Here is an 18128-nt window from a genome sequence, read left to right as displayed (position 1 = left end):
AACTGCGGTGTTCCCCCTAGAACTGCCAGTTCAGGCTCAGCCCCACGCCCTGGGTTTTCTCGCGTCCACCCAATTGGCCGTTGTAATCCAGGTTGACCCGCGTCGACGGGCTCAGCGCCAGGCTCGCCTGCACGCCCACCAGGGCCGCATCGCGCAGCAACGGCGCGCTGCGCACGGCGAAAGAAGGCCCTCCCGCGACAAACGCCAGATGCTCTTCGGATTCGACGGCAGTGAGGCTGTGCTGCCAGCCCAGGGAACCCGACAGCTCAAGTTGCTGATGGTCGTTCAACGCCAGGGTTTTCAACGCCCGCAGGCCCAGGGTGCCGAGCACGGCATCACGGCGATCACTGCCACGTTCCAGGGCCGCTGCGGCGCCTTTTTCGTGGAACGACTCACTGTCCAGGTGCACGTAGGCCAGGTTGGCAAACGGCTCCAGTGCCAGCGGTTGCAGGTGGATGCGGTAGGCGGCTTCGGTGAACAGCTGCGCGGTGCGCGCATCCAGCTTGGTTTTCTGCTTGCCGCTGACCTCGTCGTATTGCAGGTCACGTTTCACATCGCCACGATGCCAGCTGTAGGCACCGCCGACGCTCACCCGCCAGTCGCCCAGCTCGCGCCCGGCATAGGCACCGAAGTGGTAGCTGTCGATAGACGCCGATGAATGCGTGCCGCCGCCCAGGCTCAACGAGCTATCGCTGTAGCCAGCGACCACGCCGATGCGGGTCTGTTCGTCGAGTGCGCCGTCGATCCCGGCCAGCAAGCCGCCGACGGAGGTGGTGGCGCCCGCCGTTTCACTGCGAGTGTCCGACTTGCCCCAGGCGCCCAGGGCCTTGAGCCACAGGTTGCTTTCACCGGCCACCGGCACATGGCGCAGACGCTCGCCTACCGCGTCGCGCAGTTGGCGGCTGTCGTTGATCAACATCGCGTCCACGGCCGGGTAGATTTCACCGGACAACTGCTGCAAGCCCTGCTGCGCCGTGGCAACCGAGTCCGACTGCAGCAGGCTTTCATACACCGGATTGCCGGCGCCCAATTGCTCAGCGGCCGTGGCGACGGCGCGCTGGTTTCGGGTGGCGCCGACACTGGCAAAGCTGGCGTCATTGCGCCCGACCGCCAGTTGCACGCCGTTGGCGGCATAGTCGAGGGTGCCGCCGAGGAACAGGTAGTTCGGCAGCACTTGGCCGAACTGGCCCTGGATACCGCCGGCCGCTTCAAGGATCGAGTATTGGCGACCGATCAGGCTCTGGGCCTGGCTCTGGCTCAATAGCGTCGGGCTGTTTTCCAGGGCCAGGGTCACTGTACCGCCGCCGAGCACGGCCTTGCCGCCGGCGACAATGCGGTCGCTGCTGGTCGGGGTCAGTTCGACCGCGTAGGTAGAGCCTGCGCCCAGGTTCACATCCCCCGCCACCTGCAACGTGCCCACTGAATTGCCCGGCGCGACACGCCCGCCGTTGTTGACCGACAGCGCGCCGATACGCCCGGAACCGCCCAAGGTGGCGCTGTTATTGACGGTGACGGCCGAGGTCAACGAGCCGTTCACGGCCAGCAGGCCGCCGTTGACGGTGGTCGCGCCGCGATAGGTGCTGTCGCCGCTGAGCACCAGGCTACCCGCGCCGGATTTGATCAGGCTGCCTTCGTACACGCGATTCGCTGCGGCTTGATCGCGCGCGTTGCCAACGGCGTAGTCGGTCTGGTCCTGCTGGCTGGCCGTGGCGCCCACGCCGTTTTGCCAGCCCTTATCGAGCAGGGTTTGCTGCCAGGCGCCGTGCTCGGCGCGGTCTTCCGCCTGACGCTGGAGCAATGCCTGGTCAGACATGCCGTTGCTCCACACATCGCCCTGCCCGGCCGCCAGGTTCACGTCCATCGCACCGAGCAACTGCCCCGGCCCGTGCATCGCCCGGCCCAGGTCCGGTACGCCCCAGCCGACGATGGCGTTGGGCGCCTGGGTGATCGAACCGTCGAGCTGCGTGGCGGTGGTCAACAGCACCTGCAGCGCCTGCTCGTTGGTCATGTAGGGATAGCGTTCCATCACCAGCGCCAACGCGCCCGTGGCATGGGGCGCCGACATCGAGGTGCCGGATTTCACACCATAACCGCCGTCCGGGATGGTGCTGTTAATCAGCGCACCGGGCGTGGAAATACACCAGTATTTGGCGATGCCGCACTTGTTGTACTTCTGGTTGTTGGCTTTATCCAGCCCCGACACCGCCAGCCAGTGGCCTTCCAGTTCCGGCTGAAAGTACGGCAACGCCGAGCGCACGCTGGCGTTCGCGTAACCGCTGTTGCCGGCGCTGAACACGTTGATCACGCCAGCCTTGGCCACATCCGCCGCCGCATCCAGCCAGGTGCCGCGGTTGTAGTGCTGGGCGTAGGCCGCGTGCAGGTCGTCCAGGGTCTGGTAGCTGACGTCCTTGGGCTGGCTGCCCCAGCTGTTGTTGATGGCGCGCACGCCGGAATCCACCAGAGCGGTGTACACCGTCTTGAAATACTTGGGGTCCGGGGTGGGGCCAAACAGGAAGCTGTCGTTGGCGTTGGTGTTGCCGACATACACCTGCGCGTTATACGCCACGCCGTGCATGCCCACGCCGTCGCGGGCCGCGCCCATGGTGCCGGTGACGTGGGTGCCGTGGGAGTCGTTGTTCGGGTTGAGCGCGCCGGTAGTGCTGAAGGCGCTGCCATCGACGTAGGTGCCGCTGGCGGTGACCGGGTGGAAACGGTCTTTGGCCGCCTCGGGGTGATTGGTATCGAAACCCGAGTCCAGCGCACCGATTTTCACGCCATTGCCGCTGATCCCGGCGGCATAGGCTTCATCCGCCTTCATGCGCCCCAGGCCCCAGTCGCTCTGGAACTCGGCGGAACTCCAGCTGGCGGGATCACCCGGCTGGCCGGTTTCGGCGTATTGCGCCTGTGCCGCAACGGACAACAGCAGCAATGAGCCTGCGGTGAAAGGTTTGAAACGTGGTGAATCCGTGATCATCCGTACACTCCTGTTTATTGTTATTGCCGCCCTTACAGCTTTCTCTCCGGGCCGAAGGCTTCATCCACCTTGGCCAGGTCGGTGTCACGCAAGTTGCCCGCGTAGTAGTGCAATTTGGTCCAGGCCATCAGGTAGTCGTACCGCGCCTGGGCGAGGTCGCGGCGGGTGCTGTAGAGCTGCTGCTCGGCATTCAATGCATCAAGGTTGACCCGCTCGCCGCCCAGGATGCTGTGCTTGGTCGACACCACCAGCGCCTCGGCGGAAGCCAGGGCTTTTTGATAGGCGCGCAGCTTGCTCACCCCCGACAGGCACGCGCTGAACTGGCGGCGCAGTTCGATCAGGGTTTCGCGGGTCTTGCCTTCCAGCTCGTACTCGGCCTGTTCCATGGCGCGGCTGGCCTGGCGCGTGGACGCCGAGATGCCGCCACCGGCATACAGCGGCACGCTGACTTCGACGCCGATGGTGTTGGTGTCGTAGCGCTGGTTGTAGGTGTTGCCGCTGTCGGACTCCTGCTTGCGCGAACTGGCGTACGCAGTGACCTTGGGCAAATGCCCGGCGCGGTTGCGCTCCACTTCATAGCGCGCCACTTCCAGGGCCTGGCGCTGGGAGGCGAGCGTCGGGTTGTTGCTGATTGCCAGTTCATGCCAGGTGTCATAGTTGGCCGGCGATAGGGTGAACGCGGCGAAACCCTGGTTCAGCGGTGCCAGGTCGTCGATGTTGACGCTTTGCACGCCAATCAACGCACCCAGCTCGCGCAGGGACGCATCCTGCTCATCCAGGGCCTGGATCTCTTCGGCGGTGGCCAGCTCATAACGCGATTCCGCCTCGAGAATATCGGTGCGGGTGCCCTCGCCTTGCTGGAACAGGTGCTGGTTCTGTTGGAACTGTTGCTCGAAGGCTTTCTTTTTGGCGCGGGCGATGTCGATCTGGTCCTGGGCGAACAGCGCCTGGGTGTAGTAGCTCAACACCCGCACCAGCAGCGCCTGGCTCTTGTCGCGAAAGCTTTCATCGGCAAACAGCGCCTGGGCCACGCCCTTGCGGTAGTTGGCATAGGCTTCGTAGTCGAACAGCGGCTGTTGCAGGCTGAAGGTGGAGCCGTAGCTGTTGTAGTTGCGGTCGTCGCGATAGCTGCCACCGCGCCCATCGGGCAGGTGCGCTTCGGAATTGTTGCGGCCCTTGTTGTAGTTGTACGACAGCCTGGGCAACAAGCCGGCGCGGCCGATGGTGCGATTTTCCAGGCCGGCGTCGCGCTCCTTGATCGCGCCGAGGAACACCGGGTCATTGCGCAGGGCTTGCTCGTACACATCGAACGGGCCCATGGCGGCGTGCGCGCTGGCGCAGCTGAACAGCAAGGCGATGAACACAGGTTTCATGCTCATTCCTCGGTCAACGCGGAGCCGGCGCGGTCGAGCAGCGGCTTGAACAGGTAATTGAGCAACGAGCGCTCGCCGGTGCGCACGAACATCTCGGCGGGCATGCCCGGTTTGATCACCAGGCCGTGGAGTTTTTCCAGCGCTGCCTCGCTGACCGTGGTGCGCAGCACGTAATAGGGGGCGCCGGTCTTTTCATCGAGCATCTGGTCGGCGGAAATCAGGCTCACCTCCCCCGGCACGCGCGGGGTGCGGCTCTGGTTGAAGGCGGTGAAGAGGATGTCCACCGGCAGGTGCGTGCCGACCTTGTCCACCAGGTGCACCGGCAAGTGCCCTTCCACTTCCAGGCGCGTGCCTTGGGGCACGATCTCCAGCAGAGTTTCACCGGCCCGCACCACGGCGCCTTCGGTGTGTACGCTGAGGTTGACCGCGATGCCGTCGGCCGGCGCGTTGATTTCGCTGTGCTGCAGGTCGAACCCGGCGGAGGTCAGTTGCTGCTCCAGGGTCAGACTGCGCAGTTGCGCATCGGCCAGTTGGCTGCGCACTTCCTTCTGATATTCCTCGGTGTGCTGCTGCAATTTGAGGCGCGACTCGACAATGCCCTGCTCGACGCGGCCAGTCTCGCCGGCGTTTTGCGCCAGGTCCTGCTGCACCTGGGACAACTGGCGCTGATAGTCCATCAGGCGGTTGCGCGGGATGTAGCCGTTGTCGGCCAGGGGTTGCAGGTTGCTCAGTTGCTCACGCAGGGATTGCGCCTGGGCGCTCAAGTCACTGCGGGCGCGGCGCATGCCGCCCAACTGCGAGGTGGCGCCATCGATGCTTGCACGGATGCCGGCCTGCTCACGGGCAAAGGCTTCGCGCCGACTGCTGAACAGTTGGCGTTGGCCTTCGAGCACCAGCGCCAGGGCCGGGTCGGGGTTGGCGCTCAGTTCGGCCGGAAAGCGCACACCTGGCAGGTTGTCACGTTCGCTCTGCCAGCGCGCAGCGCTGGCCCAGGCCATGCGGTATTGGGCTTGCAGCGACTGCACGTCGGCCTGGTGCTGGGTCTGGTCGAGGCGAAACAGCGGCTGGCCTTGCTTCACGGCCTCGCCTTCGCGCACCAGAATCCGGCTGACCACGCCGGGGCTGAGGGTTTGCACGGCCTTGCGCTTGCCCGACACCACCACCGTGCCCTGCACCGGAATGCCTTGATCCAGCGGCGCCAGGCTGGCCCAGAGGAAAAAACCGCCGGCGCCGACCACGGTCAGCAGCCAGCCCATGCGGACGAAGAAACGTGCGTCGTGTTGTTCAACTATAAGGCTGCTCATGCGCCTGGATTCCTTCCGGCCTGATACTGGCGACTAAAGCTGACGCCGGTTTTTTCCTTCGGTGCCTCCTGCTGCCCGGACAACGCGCGCAGCACTTCCTGACTGGGTCCGAAGGCCTGCAACTGGCCTTCGTTGAGGATCAGCAACTTGTCAGCCTGAGCCAATGCGGAGGAACGGTGCGTCACCAGCACCACGCTGCTGCCCTGGGCCTTCATCTGCATAATGGCGCTGGCCAACGCCGCTTCGCCGACGGTGTCGAGATTGGAGTTGGGCTCATCCAGCACGATCAGGCGCGGGCCGCCATACAGTGCGCGGGCCAGGGCCACGCGTTGCTTCTGCCCGCCGGACAGGCCGCCGCCGTTGTCGCCCAGCAGGGTGTCGTAGCCTTGGGGCAGGCGCAGGATCAACTCGTGCACCCCGGCCTGTTGCGCCGCCTTCACCACAAGCTGCGGGTCGGCTTGGCGAAAGCGCGCGATGTTGTCGGCGATGCTGCCGCTGAACAGTTCGATGTCCTGGGGCAAGTAGCCGATATGCGGGCCGAGGTCGTCGCGGTCCCAGCGGTGAATATCCGCGCCGTCCAGGCGCACGGTGCCGGCCAGGGTCGGCCACACGCCTACCAGTACGCGCGCCAGGGTGGATTTACCGGAACCCGAGGCGCCGAGCACACCGAGCACTTCACCGGCGCCGAGGTTGAAGTTGACGTGGTGCAGGGTCGCCAGGCTCCGACCCGGCGGGCCGGCGCTGACCTGTTCGAAGCTGACCTGGCCGTTGGGCGCCGGCAAGGCCATCTGCTCGGCCTGCGGCGGGAATTCGCGCAGCAGCTCGTCGAGGCGCTGGTAGGCCAGCTTGGCCGAACTCCATTGCTTCCACACGGCGATCAACTGGTCGATGGGGCTGAGTACCCGGCCCATCAGGATGGAACCGGCGATCATCATCCCGGCGGTCATATCGCCCTTGATCACCAGCAGCGCACCGAGGCCCAACACCAAGGATTGCAGGCAAAGGCGCAGAGATTTGCTCAGGGAGGTGATCACCGAACCGGTGTCGCTGGCCTTGTTCTGCAAGGCGAGAAACTGCGAATGCACCGCGAACCAGCGCTGGCGCAGCGCGCCGAGCATGCCCATGGCCTGGATGGTTTCGGCATTGTGCAAATGGCTGGTGGCCAACTGAGTCGACTGTTGGGAATAACCGCTGGCTTCGCCCAGGGGCTTTTTGGTCAGATATTCGTTGAGGCAGGCCAGTGCAATCAAAAGCACCGCGCCGGCCGTGGCCAACACGCCGAGCCACAGGTTGAACAGGAAAATCACGAACAGGTAGATGGGAAACCACGGTGCATCGAAAAACGCGAATAACGCAGGCCCGGTAATGAACTGGCGAATATGGGTCAGGTCGCCCAGGGACTGCCCGGCGTGCCCCTGCCCACGTTGCAGGTTGCGTTCGAATGCGGCTGTGTACACGCGCAAGTTGAACCGCCGCTCCAACTGGGCGCCGATGCGGATCACGATAAAACTGCGGATAACTTCCAGCAGGCCTATAAACGCAAAGAACCCCACGACCATCAACGTCAACATCACCAGGGTGGTTTCATTCTGGGAGGACAGCACGCGGTCGTACACTTGCAGCATGTAAATCGAGGGCACCAGCATCAACAGGTTAATCAGCGCGGTAAAACAGCAAACGCTGATCAAGATGCTCTTGTATTCACCCAGCGCCTTGAACAAGGGTGCAACGGTATGGGGCTTGGCCATATCTTCTTATCTTCCATGAACCCAAAGTACGCGCACTAGTTGCCCTACCCCCTGAATAGCGGGCGGCCAACTAATAAATGAAGTTATAAGCTTATAACCTGAAACTAAGGTGTACGTTGCAGCACCACGATGGCTCCAGATTTAGTGCGGGCCTGATATTCGCCTTCCTTCTGGCGATTCAAGTGCGTAATGCCACTGCCTTCGGCATTCATCAGCCAGATGCCGTCCGGCGTCGGCGACCACGTCAGCGGTTTATCGCCCAGCCATTGCGCGGCACACGCCACATCGCCCCCCAGGCTGTTGGGCTGCTCGAGCAGGTCCAGCGCACACACCTGGTCATCCTGGTGCAACTGCCAATGCCCCGCCAACTGTGCGGTAGTGGGTAAAACAAGACTGCTCGCCATTGCATGGGCTCCTGCCGACACGATCAATAGGGTGACCCCTTTGGAAAAACGCTGCATTGCCTGGCTCCATCCTGGAGCGCGGCGCCGGAGCGCCGCGCTTTACATCACGCCACGATGTCGCTGGCAGCCGCCTGGCCAACGGTGGTGACGAGGAAATCCGCCACGCCGTGCCCGGAGAAGTCAACGGCCAACGTACCCAGGTTAGTACCTGATGCGTAGGACAGCACCGCGTCGCCGGCATGCCCGGTAAACGCGTTGACGAAGCTCACGCCCGCGCCTTTGGTGATACCGGACAGGTCGATCTTGTCCGAACCTGAGGTGAAGTCAAAGATCTTGTCCGCCGCTCCTGGCTTGGAATCGGACACGGCACCGAACACAAAGGTGTCGCTGCCGGCGCCGCCCCACAGTTGGTCCGCACCGCCGCCACCGTAGATGAGGTCGTTGCCGGCCCCGCCCTTGATGAGGTTGGCGGCCTGGTTACCAATGATCAGGTCGTTGCCCGCGCCACCGAAGGCGTTCTCGACCGTCACGCCCTTGGCGATGGAAACGTTGCCCACCAGGCCGCCGACATCGGAGAACGAGGTGGCATTGAGGTTGATCTTCTGGTTTTGCGTGAAGCCGGAGAAGTCCAGGGTGTCATTGCCACCACCGTCCCATACCGAGAACACCAGCTTGTCGGCATTGGACGTGGCGCTGAGGAAATCGCGCCCGGCGTTGGAGTTGAAACCGTAGGTGGTGTCACCGGCGCGGGTATTGAGGTTGGCACCGTAGAGCTTCTGGATCGCGGCGATATCGTCGATCAGCGGACCGGAAGCGTAAGCCTCGACCCCGCCTTTGCTGAAGTTCTGGTTAGTGTTGCTCTCGCTCCAGTAACTCATGACGCTATAGCCACGCGTGTCCTGTCCATAGGTCGCGTCGTTATAGGTCGGGTTGCCATTCCCGGCGTTGTAGTCGCCAGGGTGAGCCAGGCCCAGGGTGTGGCCGATTTCGTGGGTCAGGGTCTGCCGGCCATAGTTGTTCAGGTCCGGGGTTTTGTTCGGCGTGTAGCTGTTGTTGGTCAGGTACCACGACGTGCCGTCGTAGCCTGCACCGGTGCCGGGCAGGTAGGCGAAAGCCGCCGCGCCATCCTGGCCGCCGCTGTAGTTGCCGAAGGTCATGTGTGCGTCACCGCCGGAAGCCTTTTCGGTAAATGTCACATTGGCAACATCCGACCAGGATTGCATGGCCAGTGCGGCCTGTGCTTTCTGCTGGGCGTTGAATTGGCTGAAGCCCGAGATGCCATGTTTGTTCATGGTGCTCGAGGATGCCGAGGTGAGGCAGGTATAGGTCAGATCGATCTTGCCGTTGCCATCAAAGTCCCGGTACGCGGCGCCATCCCGCAACAGCTGGGTGGCTGCCTGGTCCACGCTGTAGGACGGTTTGCCATTGACCGTCAGGTTGCCGCCACGGTCATACAAATGGCTGAAGCTATCGATTTGCGAGTAAGCAGTGCTGGCTTGCGCGGCAGATACAATAGCCTTGTCTTTTACTTTTGACATAAACGTACTTCCTTGTTTGCAAGTGCATCAGTCTTTGTTCGATAGGAACCTCGCGGGCGAGGATAGTCCTATCACTCACCTCTTTTGAAGGCGTAAGAAAACTGACACAATTTGAAATCTTTCGTCTACACATATTTCAGCGGGGAAAAGCTGACCCAGATGCAACTTGAGGAAGTCGTGCGTAGCGTTTGTTGGGGACGGTTGTGTTTAGGTGACCGAATAGCGCGCAGCGATATTTAAATATTAAATACAGGTAAAGCCGCGCTAGTTGCGCGGCCTACTTGAATAAGGGATCCAATATATTGTCACGGTGTCATTGGCAACATTAAAGAGCCACTACTTACACCATTAAACTGCGTTGCCCCCTTTTACCGGGACATTACGCCAGCCACATGTGTGCAGCGCCTCCAATACCGTCTCGCCGGCCAGGCCCGGCACCGTGACGCCGTCCTGGGTGGTCATGTCCTCTCCGGCCAGCAAGGCATTGATGATCGCCTCCTCCACCGCCTCGGCGGCGGCGCTGAACAGCGGGGAGATGTGGTCGGTGTTGACCATGCGCAATACCGTACTGTGCGGCAAGTCCCTGCGCCCGTAATCGGCGGGCGGCAAGTCCTGGTTACCCGTGGCGAAGGCCAGGAACAGGTCGCCGCTGGAATCCTCGGTGCCGCCGCCGGTGCGCGCGATACCGATGGAGGCGCGCTGCGCCAGGCGCTGGCATTGATGGGGCAACAGCGGCGCATCCGTGGCAATGATCACCACGATGGAGCCCATGCCCGGTGTGCCGCGGTCGGCGAACGGCGAAGCGATCTGCATCAAGTAGCGACCGACCGGATAACCATCGATCCGCAGCTCCTGGCGCTTGCCATGGTTGGCCTGCACCAGTACGCCGACGGTCCAGCCGCCCTGCTCTGCCGGCAACCGCCGCGACGCCGTGCCGATGCCGCCCTTGAACTCATGGCAGATCATCCCGGTGCCGCCCCCCACCGCGCCCTCCTGCACCGGGCCCGACTCAGCCTTGTCCAGAGCTTCACGCACATGCTCAGGGCGCACATGCTGACCCCAGATGTCGTTGAGCAAGCCATCATAGGTTTCCATCACCACCGGCATGCACCAGTACACCGCCGGGTCAGCCAGGCGCTCACGCTCAAGAGCGATCAAGCTGTCACGCACGATGCCGATGCTGTGGGTGTTGGTGATGGCTATCGGCGTGGTCAACAGCCCCGCTTCGCGGATCCACTCAAGGCCGGTGGCGTCGCCATTGCCGTTGAGCACGTGGTACCCGGCAAAACAGGGTTGATGGCGTGCTTCGCCAGGGCGCGGCTGGATCACGCTGACGCCTGTGCGTACCTGCTTGGCGCCGACCTCGCTGTTGAGCGTGGCATGGCCGACGCGGACGCCGGGCACATCGGTGATCGCATTCCATTTCCCAGGCGTGCCCAGCCCCAGGGTGATGCCCAATTGACGTGCGCGCATAACCACTCCTTACAATTTCTGAAAGACCGGACTCAACCGGCCACTGATGCAATACAGAATCACCGACAACGCCAGCAGGCCGATGTTGTTTATCCAGTCATTGGAGCATGACCTGGACAATCCGTAGGCTTGGAACATGATCCAGGTCAATGTCAGGTAAAGAACCGCCGAACGGGCCTGAAAAAAACACCTCGTCTTGCGAACGAATGCTATTTTGAGGGTTCGATGCCATGACTAGTGAAGGTCCTGGCCCCTGCCGCGAGCTAAAGGAAGCGCTCAATGAACAAGGTAGGCAACATGAACAAAGTGACATTCCCCAACGCCTGTCAGCTGATGCGCTGGCATTTTCATCCGATGGGCTTCGAAGGGAGCATGGACGCCCCCGGCAGCATGGTTGCCCGCCTGTTCGACCGGGCCAGCGGCGAGACGCTGATCGCGATCGCCGGCATTCCCTGCGCCACCGTGATGAACGCCGCCGATGTGGAGCGCATTATCGAGGCGGTGGAGGCTGAGCTGGAGTGTTTTGTGCCGCCTCTGTCGTTGCGGGCCTGATCAATATCCGCAGACCTGTGAAATCCAATTGTGGGAGGGGGCTTGCCCCCGATAGCGCTGGGTCAGCCACTGAAAGGTCGACTGGCACACCGCCATCGGGGGCAAGCCCCCTCCCACATTAACCGCGCAAATCTTCAAAAAATACTTTCCTGCCGTCTACTTGCTCCGATGCCCTTGGCACATTCACCGCCTGGCCTTCGGGCTTTTCCACATACCAATAACAGTGGCTGACCGCGCGAGTGATGCCGACGTAGGCCAGGCGCAGCACTTCGTCTTTTTGAGCGTTGTCGTACGCCTCACTGTCGCCATCCTTGCCCAGGCCCGCCATACGGTAGACCTGGTTCTTGTAAGGCGAGCTGGTCAGGTGTTGGCAATCCCCGAGTAGAAACACCGCATCCGCCTGCAGGCCCTTGGCGCTGTGGTAGGTCAGCTGTTTCAGCCTGCGCGCCTGGGGCGGCAAGCTGGAATCCAGATTAACTACCGCCTGAATATGCTCTTTTATCAACAGCTTATCGCTGCTTTTTCGATACAACATTAATACTGTATCGCCCCGCTGATAGTGCTCGATCAACTACCGGGCCAACGCCGCGTCGTCGCGCTCCAGCACCACCACGGGCACCAAGGGCCTGGGCTCGCCAGCGGCCTTCGCCTTCTTGCCGGGAATGGCCGGGGCACTGCGCACGATGTGCTCGGCAGCGTCGATGATGTGTTGGTGGCTACGGTAATTCTCACTCAGCATGACGCGGGTGGTGCTCGGCGAGGTGAACTCCTTGTTGAATTCCATGAAGTACTTGGGCGAGCTACCGCGCCAGCCATAGATGGACTGCCAGTCATCCCCTACGCACAGCAACGATGAACGCTGCGCCCCGCGACCAACGTGCATCGCCGGGCCACGGCTGCGGATTTCACGCAGGCTGGCGCGGATCCACGAGACGATCTGCGGCGACACATCCTGGAATTCGTCGATCATCAAGTGCGACATCGGCCGCAGCAGCGCGTCGCTGAGCAGCTTGAGGTTCTCGGGGGTGTTTTCGCCAAACAACGAAAACATGCGGTTATAGGTCATGATCGGCGGCGATTGCTCAAGCAAGTGGTCTTCCAGAGCCTTCCAGAAAATACCCAGAGCCTCGAAGAACAAGCGGTCCGGATCGTCTTTGGCGAAGCTCATCCGGCCCACGGCGGTGGGCACATCCAACCCGAGGTTCTCGATAAAGCCGGCGGCCATGACGAAGCTGTCCAGGAGCGGCGCCGAGGCAAGCTCGCCCTTGACCTTGTAATCAAACCCGGGCCCGGCCGTGGCATCGCCCGCCAGGCAACTTAACACTCTTCGTGAAGAATCGTAGCTATCCAACCATATCAATGGCTTACGACAGAAAGCTTGAAACAGCGTGCGCTTTACCGCCCACTCTGCGCGCACGGACAGCTTGGCATTTGGCCGGCTGATCTGAGGGTTTTCCCGCGAATCGAAGCCCAGCACTACCCAGGCGTCCAGTTCAGGGATATAGCCATGGCAATGAAACTGCGCGCCATTGATCTCAAACGTTTGCCGGCTCGGTTCGATGCCCTTGATGGGCCAGGCGCCTGCACGAAACCACAGGTCCTCGATGACGTCACAGAGTTCTTCGTCACGCTTGGCCGCCAATTCCGTGACCGCCACGCGCTTCTGCACATCGGGATGATCACGCTCCAGTTCCTTGAGCTGCAGCCCATGGCGTGCCAGCGGTGCGATCAACTCGCGAAAACGTGCATGACGGCCGTGCAAGCGGTGGTAACACGCGTTCATCTGCTGGCGCTGGGCGTCGTTGATGCGCAGGTCGAACGGGTTGCTGTCGGCATCCTCGAACCCGGCGCTGAGGTTCTCGAAGGCTTGCAGTCGCTCAAAGCCCGGCAGGCTGCGCACCATCGGCAGGATGCGTGAGTGAAAGGTGCGCACCACCGCCTGGGCTTCTTTATGGTCAAGGGGTTGGCCCCATAAGCTGAGAATGTGCATGAGCTTTTGGATGAAGTCTTTGCGCGATTCGCGAGTAAACGTCACCACGGTCATCGAGCTCAACTCGAAGCCCAGGTAATGGGTGAGCAACAGGATGCGCAGCACCAGAGAGGTCGACTTACCCGCGCCGGCCCCGGCAATCACCGAAGTGGACGGCGTGTCGCTGAAGATCATCTTCCACTGCGCCGCACTGGGCTGGGCGTGTGTCGGCAGCAAACGTGCAACGTCGGCCTTGATGCGCTTTTTGATGTCAGCGGTAAGCGGCAAGCGCCAGTCGTCGAACAGGCTGTCATCAATACCTGGCGCACGGTGTTCATCGGACCGGAAATCGCGGATCAGCAGGACTTGCCGGCCCTCCTCCAAACCGTCCGCCTTGCCCTCGCGATAACCGTATTCCACCCCGGCTTCATGCCCGCTGCGAAAACCGTCGGCTTGACCATGCAACCACGAAAACCGGTGCTGCGCGCGCAAACGCGTGAGGCCATGGCCGAACAGGCGCGCGGCAAGCCGTTTCAGTAGCGGCATTTCAGCCAGGGGGCGCAGTTCAGGGGGCAGATCAGGCTGTGGGTGCGGCACGCGGACTCCTGCGATGAGCTAGGTTTTTACAGTGCGCCATGGTCGCCGGAATTGCCGCTCAGTTCCAGCCAAATGCTTTGATCTCATGCGGTTAGGCGATGAAGTGAAAGTTGATACCTGAGATAAACATCAAATAAACAGATAGGAATCAGGCATTTTTTACGCTTTTTATCGATCATGCACTGACGGACCATAGGGCTATCCACAGGAGACGATCATGCTTGAACTTCGACCCTTCAACACCCTGGGCGGCGCCCACCATGGCTGGCTCGACGCCCATCATCACTTTTCATTTGCCGAATACCATGACCCCGAGCGTATGCACTGGGGCAACCTGCGGGTGTGGAACGACGACATCATTGCGCCGGGCAGCGGCTTCCCGCAGCACGCGCACCGTGACATGGAAATCATCACCTACGTGCGCGAAGGCGCGATCAGTCATGCCGATAACCTGGGCAACAAGGGCCGTACCGAGGCTGGCGACGTACAGGTGATGAGCGCTGGCACCGGGATCACCCACAGCGAATACAACCTGGAAGCCACGCCGACCAAGATCTTCCAGATCTGGATCATCCCGAATGAGGCCGGCTTGCCGCCTTCCTGGGGCGCCAGGCCGTTTCCACAGGGTGCGCGCGAAGGCTTCGTGACCTTGGCCAGCGGCAAGGCCGGAGACACGCAAAGCCTGCGCATTCGTGCCGATGCACGCCTGGTGGCGGCTAATCTGAAGGCCGGGGAAAGTGCCGAGTATCGGCTGGACAGCGGCCGCCGGGCGTACCTGGTGCCGGCAACGGGGACGATTGAAGTCAACGGCTTGCGTGCGCAGGCTCGAGACGGCGTGGCGGTTGCCGATGAGCAGGTGTTGCGGGTGACGGCGATTGAAGACAGCGAGATTGTGTTGGTTGACTTAGCCTGACCTCAAGCCATGTTGGCATCTAATGTGGGAGGGGGCTTGCCCCCGATGGCGGTGGATCAGCATCGAATATATCGACTGGCACATCGCTATCGGGGGCAAGCCCCCTCCCACATGGGTGTTGCGTGATTACTGGGAGATTGCTCCGTCTACCAGTACCTGAGCCTCTTCCACCAGCTGCTTGAGGTGATCTTCGTCGATAAAGCTCTCGGCATAGATCTTGTAGATGTCCTCGGTGCCCGATGGACGCGCGGCGAACCAGCCGTTTTCGGTCATCACTTTCAAGCCGCCGATCGCCTGGTTGTTACCCGGCGCATGGCTGAGGATCTGCTGGATGCTTTCGCCGGCCAATTGCGTGGACGTCACCTGCTCCGGCGACAGTTTGCCCAGCAGGGCTTTTTGCGCTGGCGTGGCCTTGGCATCAACGCGGATGGCAAAGGGTTCGCCGAGGGCGTCAGTCAGGCCGCGATAGATCTGACTCGGGTCCTGGCCTTTGCGCGAGGTCATTTCGGCCGCAAGCAAAGCCGGGATCAGGCCGTCCTTGTCGGTGCTCCAGACCGTACCGTCCTTGCGCAGGAATGAAGCCCCGGCGCTTTCTTCGCCACCAAACCCCAGCGAACCATCAAACAAACCGTCAGCAAACCATTTGAAGCCCACCGGCACTTCGTACAAACGACGACCGATGCGCGCGGCGACGCGATCGATCAGGCCACTGCTGACCACGGTTTTGCCCACCGCCGCATCGGCGCGCCAGTCAGGACGGTTCTGGAACAGATAGTCGATGGACACCGCCAGGTAGTTATTCGGCGCCAACAGCCCGCCGGACGGGGTCACGATGCCGTGACGGTCGTGGTCCGGGTCGCAGGCAAACGCCACATCAAAGCGCTCCTTGAGGCCGATCAGGCCTTGCATGGCGTAGCTGGAAGACGGGTCCATGCGGATCTGGCCGTCCCAGTCGACGCTCATGAAGCGGAAGGTAGCGTCGACTTCGGTGTTGACCACTTCCAGGTTCAGCCGATAGTGCTCGGCAATCGCCGACCAGTAGCGCACCCCTGCTCCGCCCAGCGGGTCGACGCCCAGGCGCAGGCCGGCGCTGCGGATGGCGTCCATGTCGATCACATTGACCAGGTCGGCCACGTAGCTGTTGAGGTAATCATGCCGGTGCGTGGTATCGGCCTTCAGCGCCTGGGCGTGGGTGATGCGCTTGACTCCGGCGAGCTTGTTGGCCAGCAGCTCGTTGGCCTTGGCTTCGATCCACTTGGTGACGTGGGTGTCGGCCGGGCCACCGTTAGGCGGGTTGTACTTGTAGCCGCCACTTTGCGGCGGGTTGTGGGACGGCGTGATGACGATACCGTCCGCCAGCCCGCTGGTGCGGCCACGGTTGTAGCAGATGATCGCGTGGGAAATTGCCGGCGTTGGTGTGTATTCGTCGCCCTCGGCGAGCATCACGTGTACACCGTTGGCGGCGAGCACTTCCAGCGCACTGGCGCCGGCTGGCGTCGACAGCGCGTGGGTGTCCAGGCCGACAAACAACGGGCCGTCGATGCCCTGGGCCTGGCGGTACAGGCAGATGGCCTGGCTGATCGCGAGCACATGCCATTCGTTGAAGCTCAGTTCGAACGAGCTGCCACGGTGCCCGGAGGTACCAAAGGCCACGCGCTGGGTGGAGATCGCTGCATCAGGCTGGCCGGTGTAATAGGCCGTGACCAGTCGCGGGATGTCCACCAGCAACTGGGCTGGCGCCGGCTTGCCCGCAAAAGGACTGATAGTCATGCATAAACCTCGAGAAAAATAAGGATTCGGAAAAATGACAGTTTACGGTGACTTGGACTACGGCGCGACGGTATCGATCCCACAACTAATATAGAAATTTCATACGCGTCAAATCTGCGCCTGCTGCAGTGCCTCGGCCAATGTATCCAAGGCGATGTCCAGGTTCGGATGCCCGCTGAACGCATGCCCCAGGCGCATATGCTGGTGATGCAAACCGCTGAGACTGAACAGCTCACCGGGAGCGATCACCACCTGCTGCGTGACCATGCGCTGGAACACATGGCGCATGTCCACAGCCGCCGTCGACTGCAGCCAGAAACTTGCGCCGGCGACGGGCATCCGATAGCTCACCCACCCCTCCAGACGTGCATCCAGGCGCAGGCCCATAGCCTGTGCCTGCTCACGCAGGCGCTGGCGTAACGTCTGCACATGCTGGTCATACCGTCCGCTTTCGTACAAGCGGGCAATGGCGCGCTGACGAATCGACGACAACCGGAATGCACGCAATAAAAACTGACGCTGCAGCTCGCGGCTCAGCTGGCGCGACAGTACAAAACCAAACGGTGCTTCCGGGCCAAGGATCTTCTCGAACGAAGAGAACACTATCAGCCGTTCAGGGTCGACCAGGTGCCGCAGGGACACGGAGGACGGTGCGAAGCTCAGTTCGCCAAAGGTGTCATTCTCCAGCAGCCAGCAGCCGAATCGGTCCAGCAATTGCGCCACCTGCATGCGCTCCTGAACCGACAGCACGCTGCCCGACGGCATGCTCACCACCGATGACAGCACCACCAGGTGCACCGGCTCGTGGCTGAGCAGGTGTTCAAAGGTACTCAGATCGAAGCGGCCGTCGGCGAGCCAGGGCAATTCGATTACCCGCACGCCGGCCCCCTGCAACAGGCGCAAGACCAGATAATCGCAGGGTGATTCGGCCACCACCACGGTGCCCTTGAGGCCCAGGGCGTCAATCAGGATCTCCAGGACGCCACGCACGTCGGCGCCGATATACACCTCATCCGCCTGCCAGCAGCGCGTGGGCGATGAGGTATAACGTGCCGCCAGCGCCGCGCGCAGCTCCCAGACGCCGGAGGGTTGCGAGTGGGTTTGCAGGTGGTGCGGATAGCGGCGGATCAGTTGGCGCTCCAGTGAAAGCAACGCACCATCGAGTGAGCCCAGCAGCGCCGGTTCGTCGCCACTGAGTACCACCATGCCAGGCCGCCGCGCTGCCGCGTAAAGGCGCTCAAGCAAGTCCCCACTCGTGGCCATTGGCGCGTTAGCGGCCACCGGCCAGGCAAAGTAGCCGGACTTGGCCACCGAGTAGATCCGCCCTTCCTTTTCCAATATCGAGTAGGCGTACTGGATCGTCGAGATCGACACCTTCAAGCGGGTCGACAACTGCCGCAGGGACGGCAGCTTTACCGGTTTTTCCAGGCTGACTTCGTTGATCAGGTTGATCATGTAGCGGTACACCGCCTGGTAGGCAAAATCCGCTTGCCGCTCCCCGCGCAGTCTCATG

At 62.0% G+C, this 18128-nt stretch carries 12 protein-coding genes and 1 pseudogene; 2 read left to right on the top strand and 11 right to left on the bottom strand.

The genetic code is table 11. The features are described 5' to 3' along the window. Positions 1-16: 16 nt before the first annotated feature. The 8 genes from C4J89_RS13585 to C4J89_RS27180 all read right to left on the bottom strand — a co-directional run bounded on the left by C4J89_RS13585 (position 17) and on the right by C4J89_RS27180 (position 10952). On the bottom strand, positions 17-2974 hold the full coding sequence (locus C4J89_RS13585; protein WP_124414699.1) for an autotransporter serine protease: 2958 nt from the start codon (positions 2972-2974) through the stop codon (positions 17-19). 32 nt (positions 2975-3006) lie between these two features. Next, a complete protein-coding gene (locus tag C4J89_RS13580; protein WP_124414698.1) occupies positions 3007-4347 on the bottom strand; it encodes a TolC family outer membrane protein in 1341 nt (446 codons plus the stop codon). Positions 4348-4349: 2 nt separating this feature from the next. Further along, positions 4350-5651, bottom strand: coding sequence for an HlyD family type I secretion periplasmic adaptor subunit (locus tag C4J89_RS13575; protein WP_124414697.1), 1302 nt, complete (start codon positions 5649-5651; stop codon positions 4350-4352). After that, the gene (locus C4J89_RS13570; RefSeq protein WP_124414696.1) at positions 5648-7399 is read right to left on the bottom strand and encodes a type I secretion system permease/ATPase; all 1752 of its coding nucleotides are present in this window, start codon (positions 7397-7399) and stop codon (positions 5648-5650) included. Before C4J89_RS13570 ends, C4J89_RS13575 begins: the two co-directional genes overlap by 4 nt. A gap of 104 nt (positions 7400-7503) precedes the next feature. Next, on the bottom strand, positions 7504-7860 hold the full coding sequence (locus C4J89_RS13565) for a protease inhibitor Inh/omp19 family protein (protein ID WP_124362837.1): 357 nt from the start codon (positions 7858-7860) through the stop codon (positions 7504-7506). A 47-nt stretch (positions 7861-7907) separates the two neighbouring features. Next, on the bottom strand, positions 7908-9341 hold the full coding sequence (locus C4J89_RS13560; RefSeq protein ID WP_124414695.1) for a serralysin family metalloprotease: 1434 nt from the start codon (positions 9339-9341) through the stop codon (positions 7908-7910). A 348-nt stretch (positions 9342-9689) separates the two neighbouring features. Beyond that, positions 9690-10814 (bottom strand): P1 family peptidase, encoded by a 1125-nt coding sequence (locus C4J89_RS13555; protein WP_124414694.1) that lies wholly within the window; start codon positions 10812-10814, stop codon positions 9690-9692. Positions 10815-10823: 9 nt separating this feature from the next. After that, positions 10824-10952, bottom strand: a complete 129-nt coding sequence (locus C4J89_RS27180) for a hypothetical protein (protein WP_256681741.1) — start codon at positions 10950-10952, stop codon at positions 10824-10826. A gap of 141 nt (positions 10953-11093) precedes the next feature. Here C4J89_RS27180 and C4J89_RS13550 point away from each other — a divergent pair, with 141 nt between their 5' ends. Next, positions 11094-11366, top strand: coding sequence for a DUF1652 domain-containing protein (locus C4J89_RS13550; protein WP_124367027.1), 273 nt, complete (start codon positions 11094-11096; stop codon positions 11364-11366). Positions 11367-11484: 118 nt separating this feature from the next. Here the strand turns inward: C4J89_RS13550 and C4J89_RS13545 are convergent. Further along, positions 11485-13932 (bottom strand): annotated as a pseudogene (locus tag C4J89_RS13545) (UvrD-helicase domain-containing protein). Positions 13933-14149: 217 nt separating this feature from the next. Between C4J89_RS13545 and C4J89_RS13540 the strand changes: the two are divergent. Continuing rightward, positions 14150-14845, top strand: a complete 696-nt coding sequence (locus C4J89_RS13540; protein WP_124414693.1) for a pirin family protein — start codon at positions 14150-14152, stop codon at positions 14843-14845. A gap of 126 nt (positions 14846-14971) precedes the next feature. Here C4J89_RS13540 and pgm read toward each other — a convergent pair whose 3' ends face one another. Continuing rightward, entirely contained in the window at positions 14972-16615 is a 1644-nt protein-coding gene (pgm, locus tag C4J89_RS13535; RefSeq protein WP_124414692.1) for a phosphoglucomutase (alpha-D-glucose-1,6-bisphosphate-dependent), read from the bottom strand. A 108-nt stretch (positions 16616-16723) separates the two neighbouring features. Continuing rightward, positions 16724-18127, bottom strand: coding sequence for a PLP-dependent aminotransferase family protein (locus C4J89_RS13530; RefSeq protein ID WP_124362830.1), 1404 nt, complete (start codon positions 18125-18127; stop codon positions 16724-16726). Between the last annotated feature and the right edge of the window lies 1 nt (position 18128).

This window comes from Pseudomonas sp. R4-35-07, assembly GCF_003852235.1.
GTDB lineage: Bacteria > Pseudomonadota > Gammaproteobacteria > Pseudomonadales > Pseudomonadaceae > Aquipseudomonas.
This window is presented reverse-complemented; position numbering and strand designations above follow the sequence as displayed.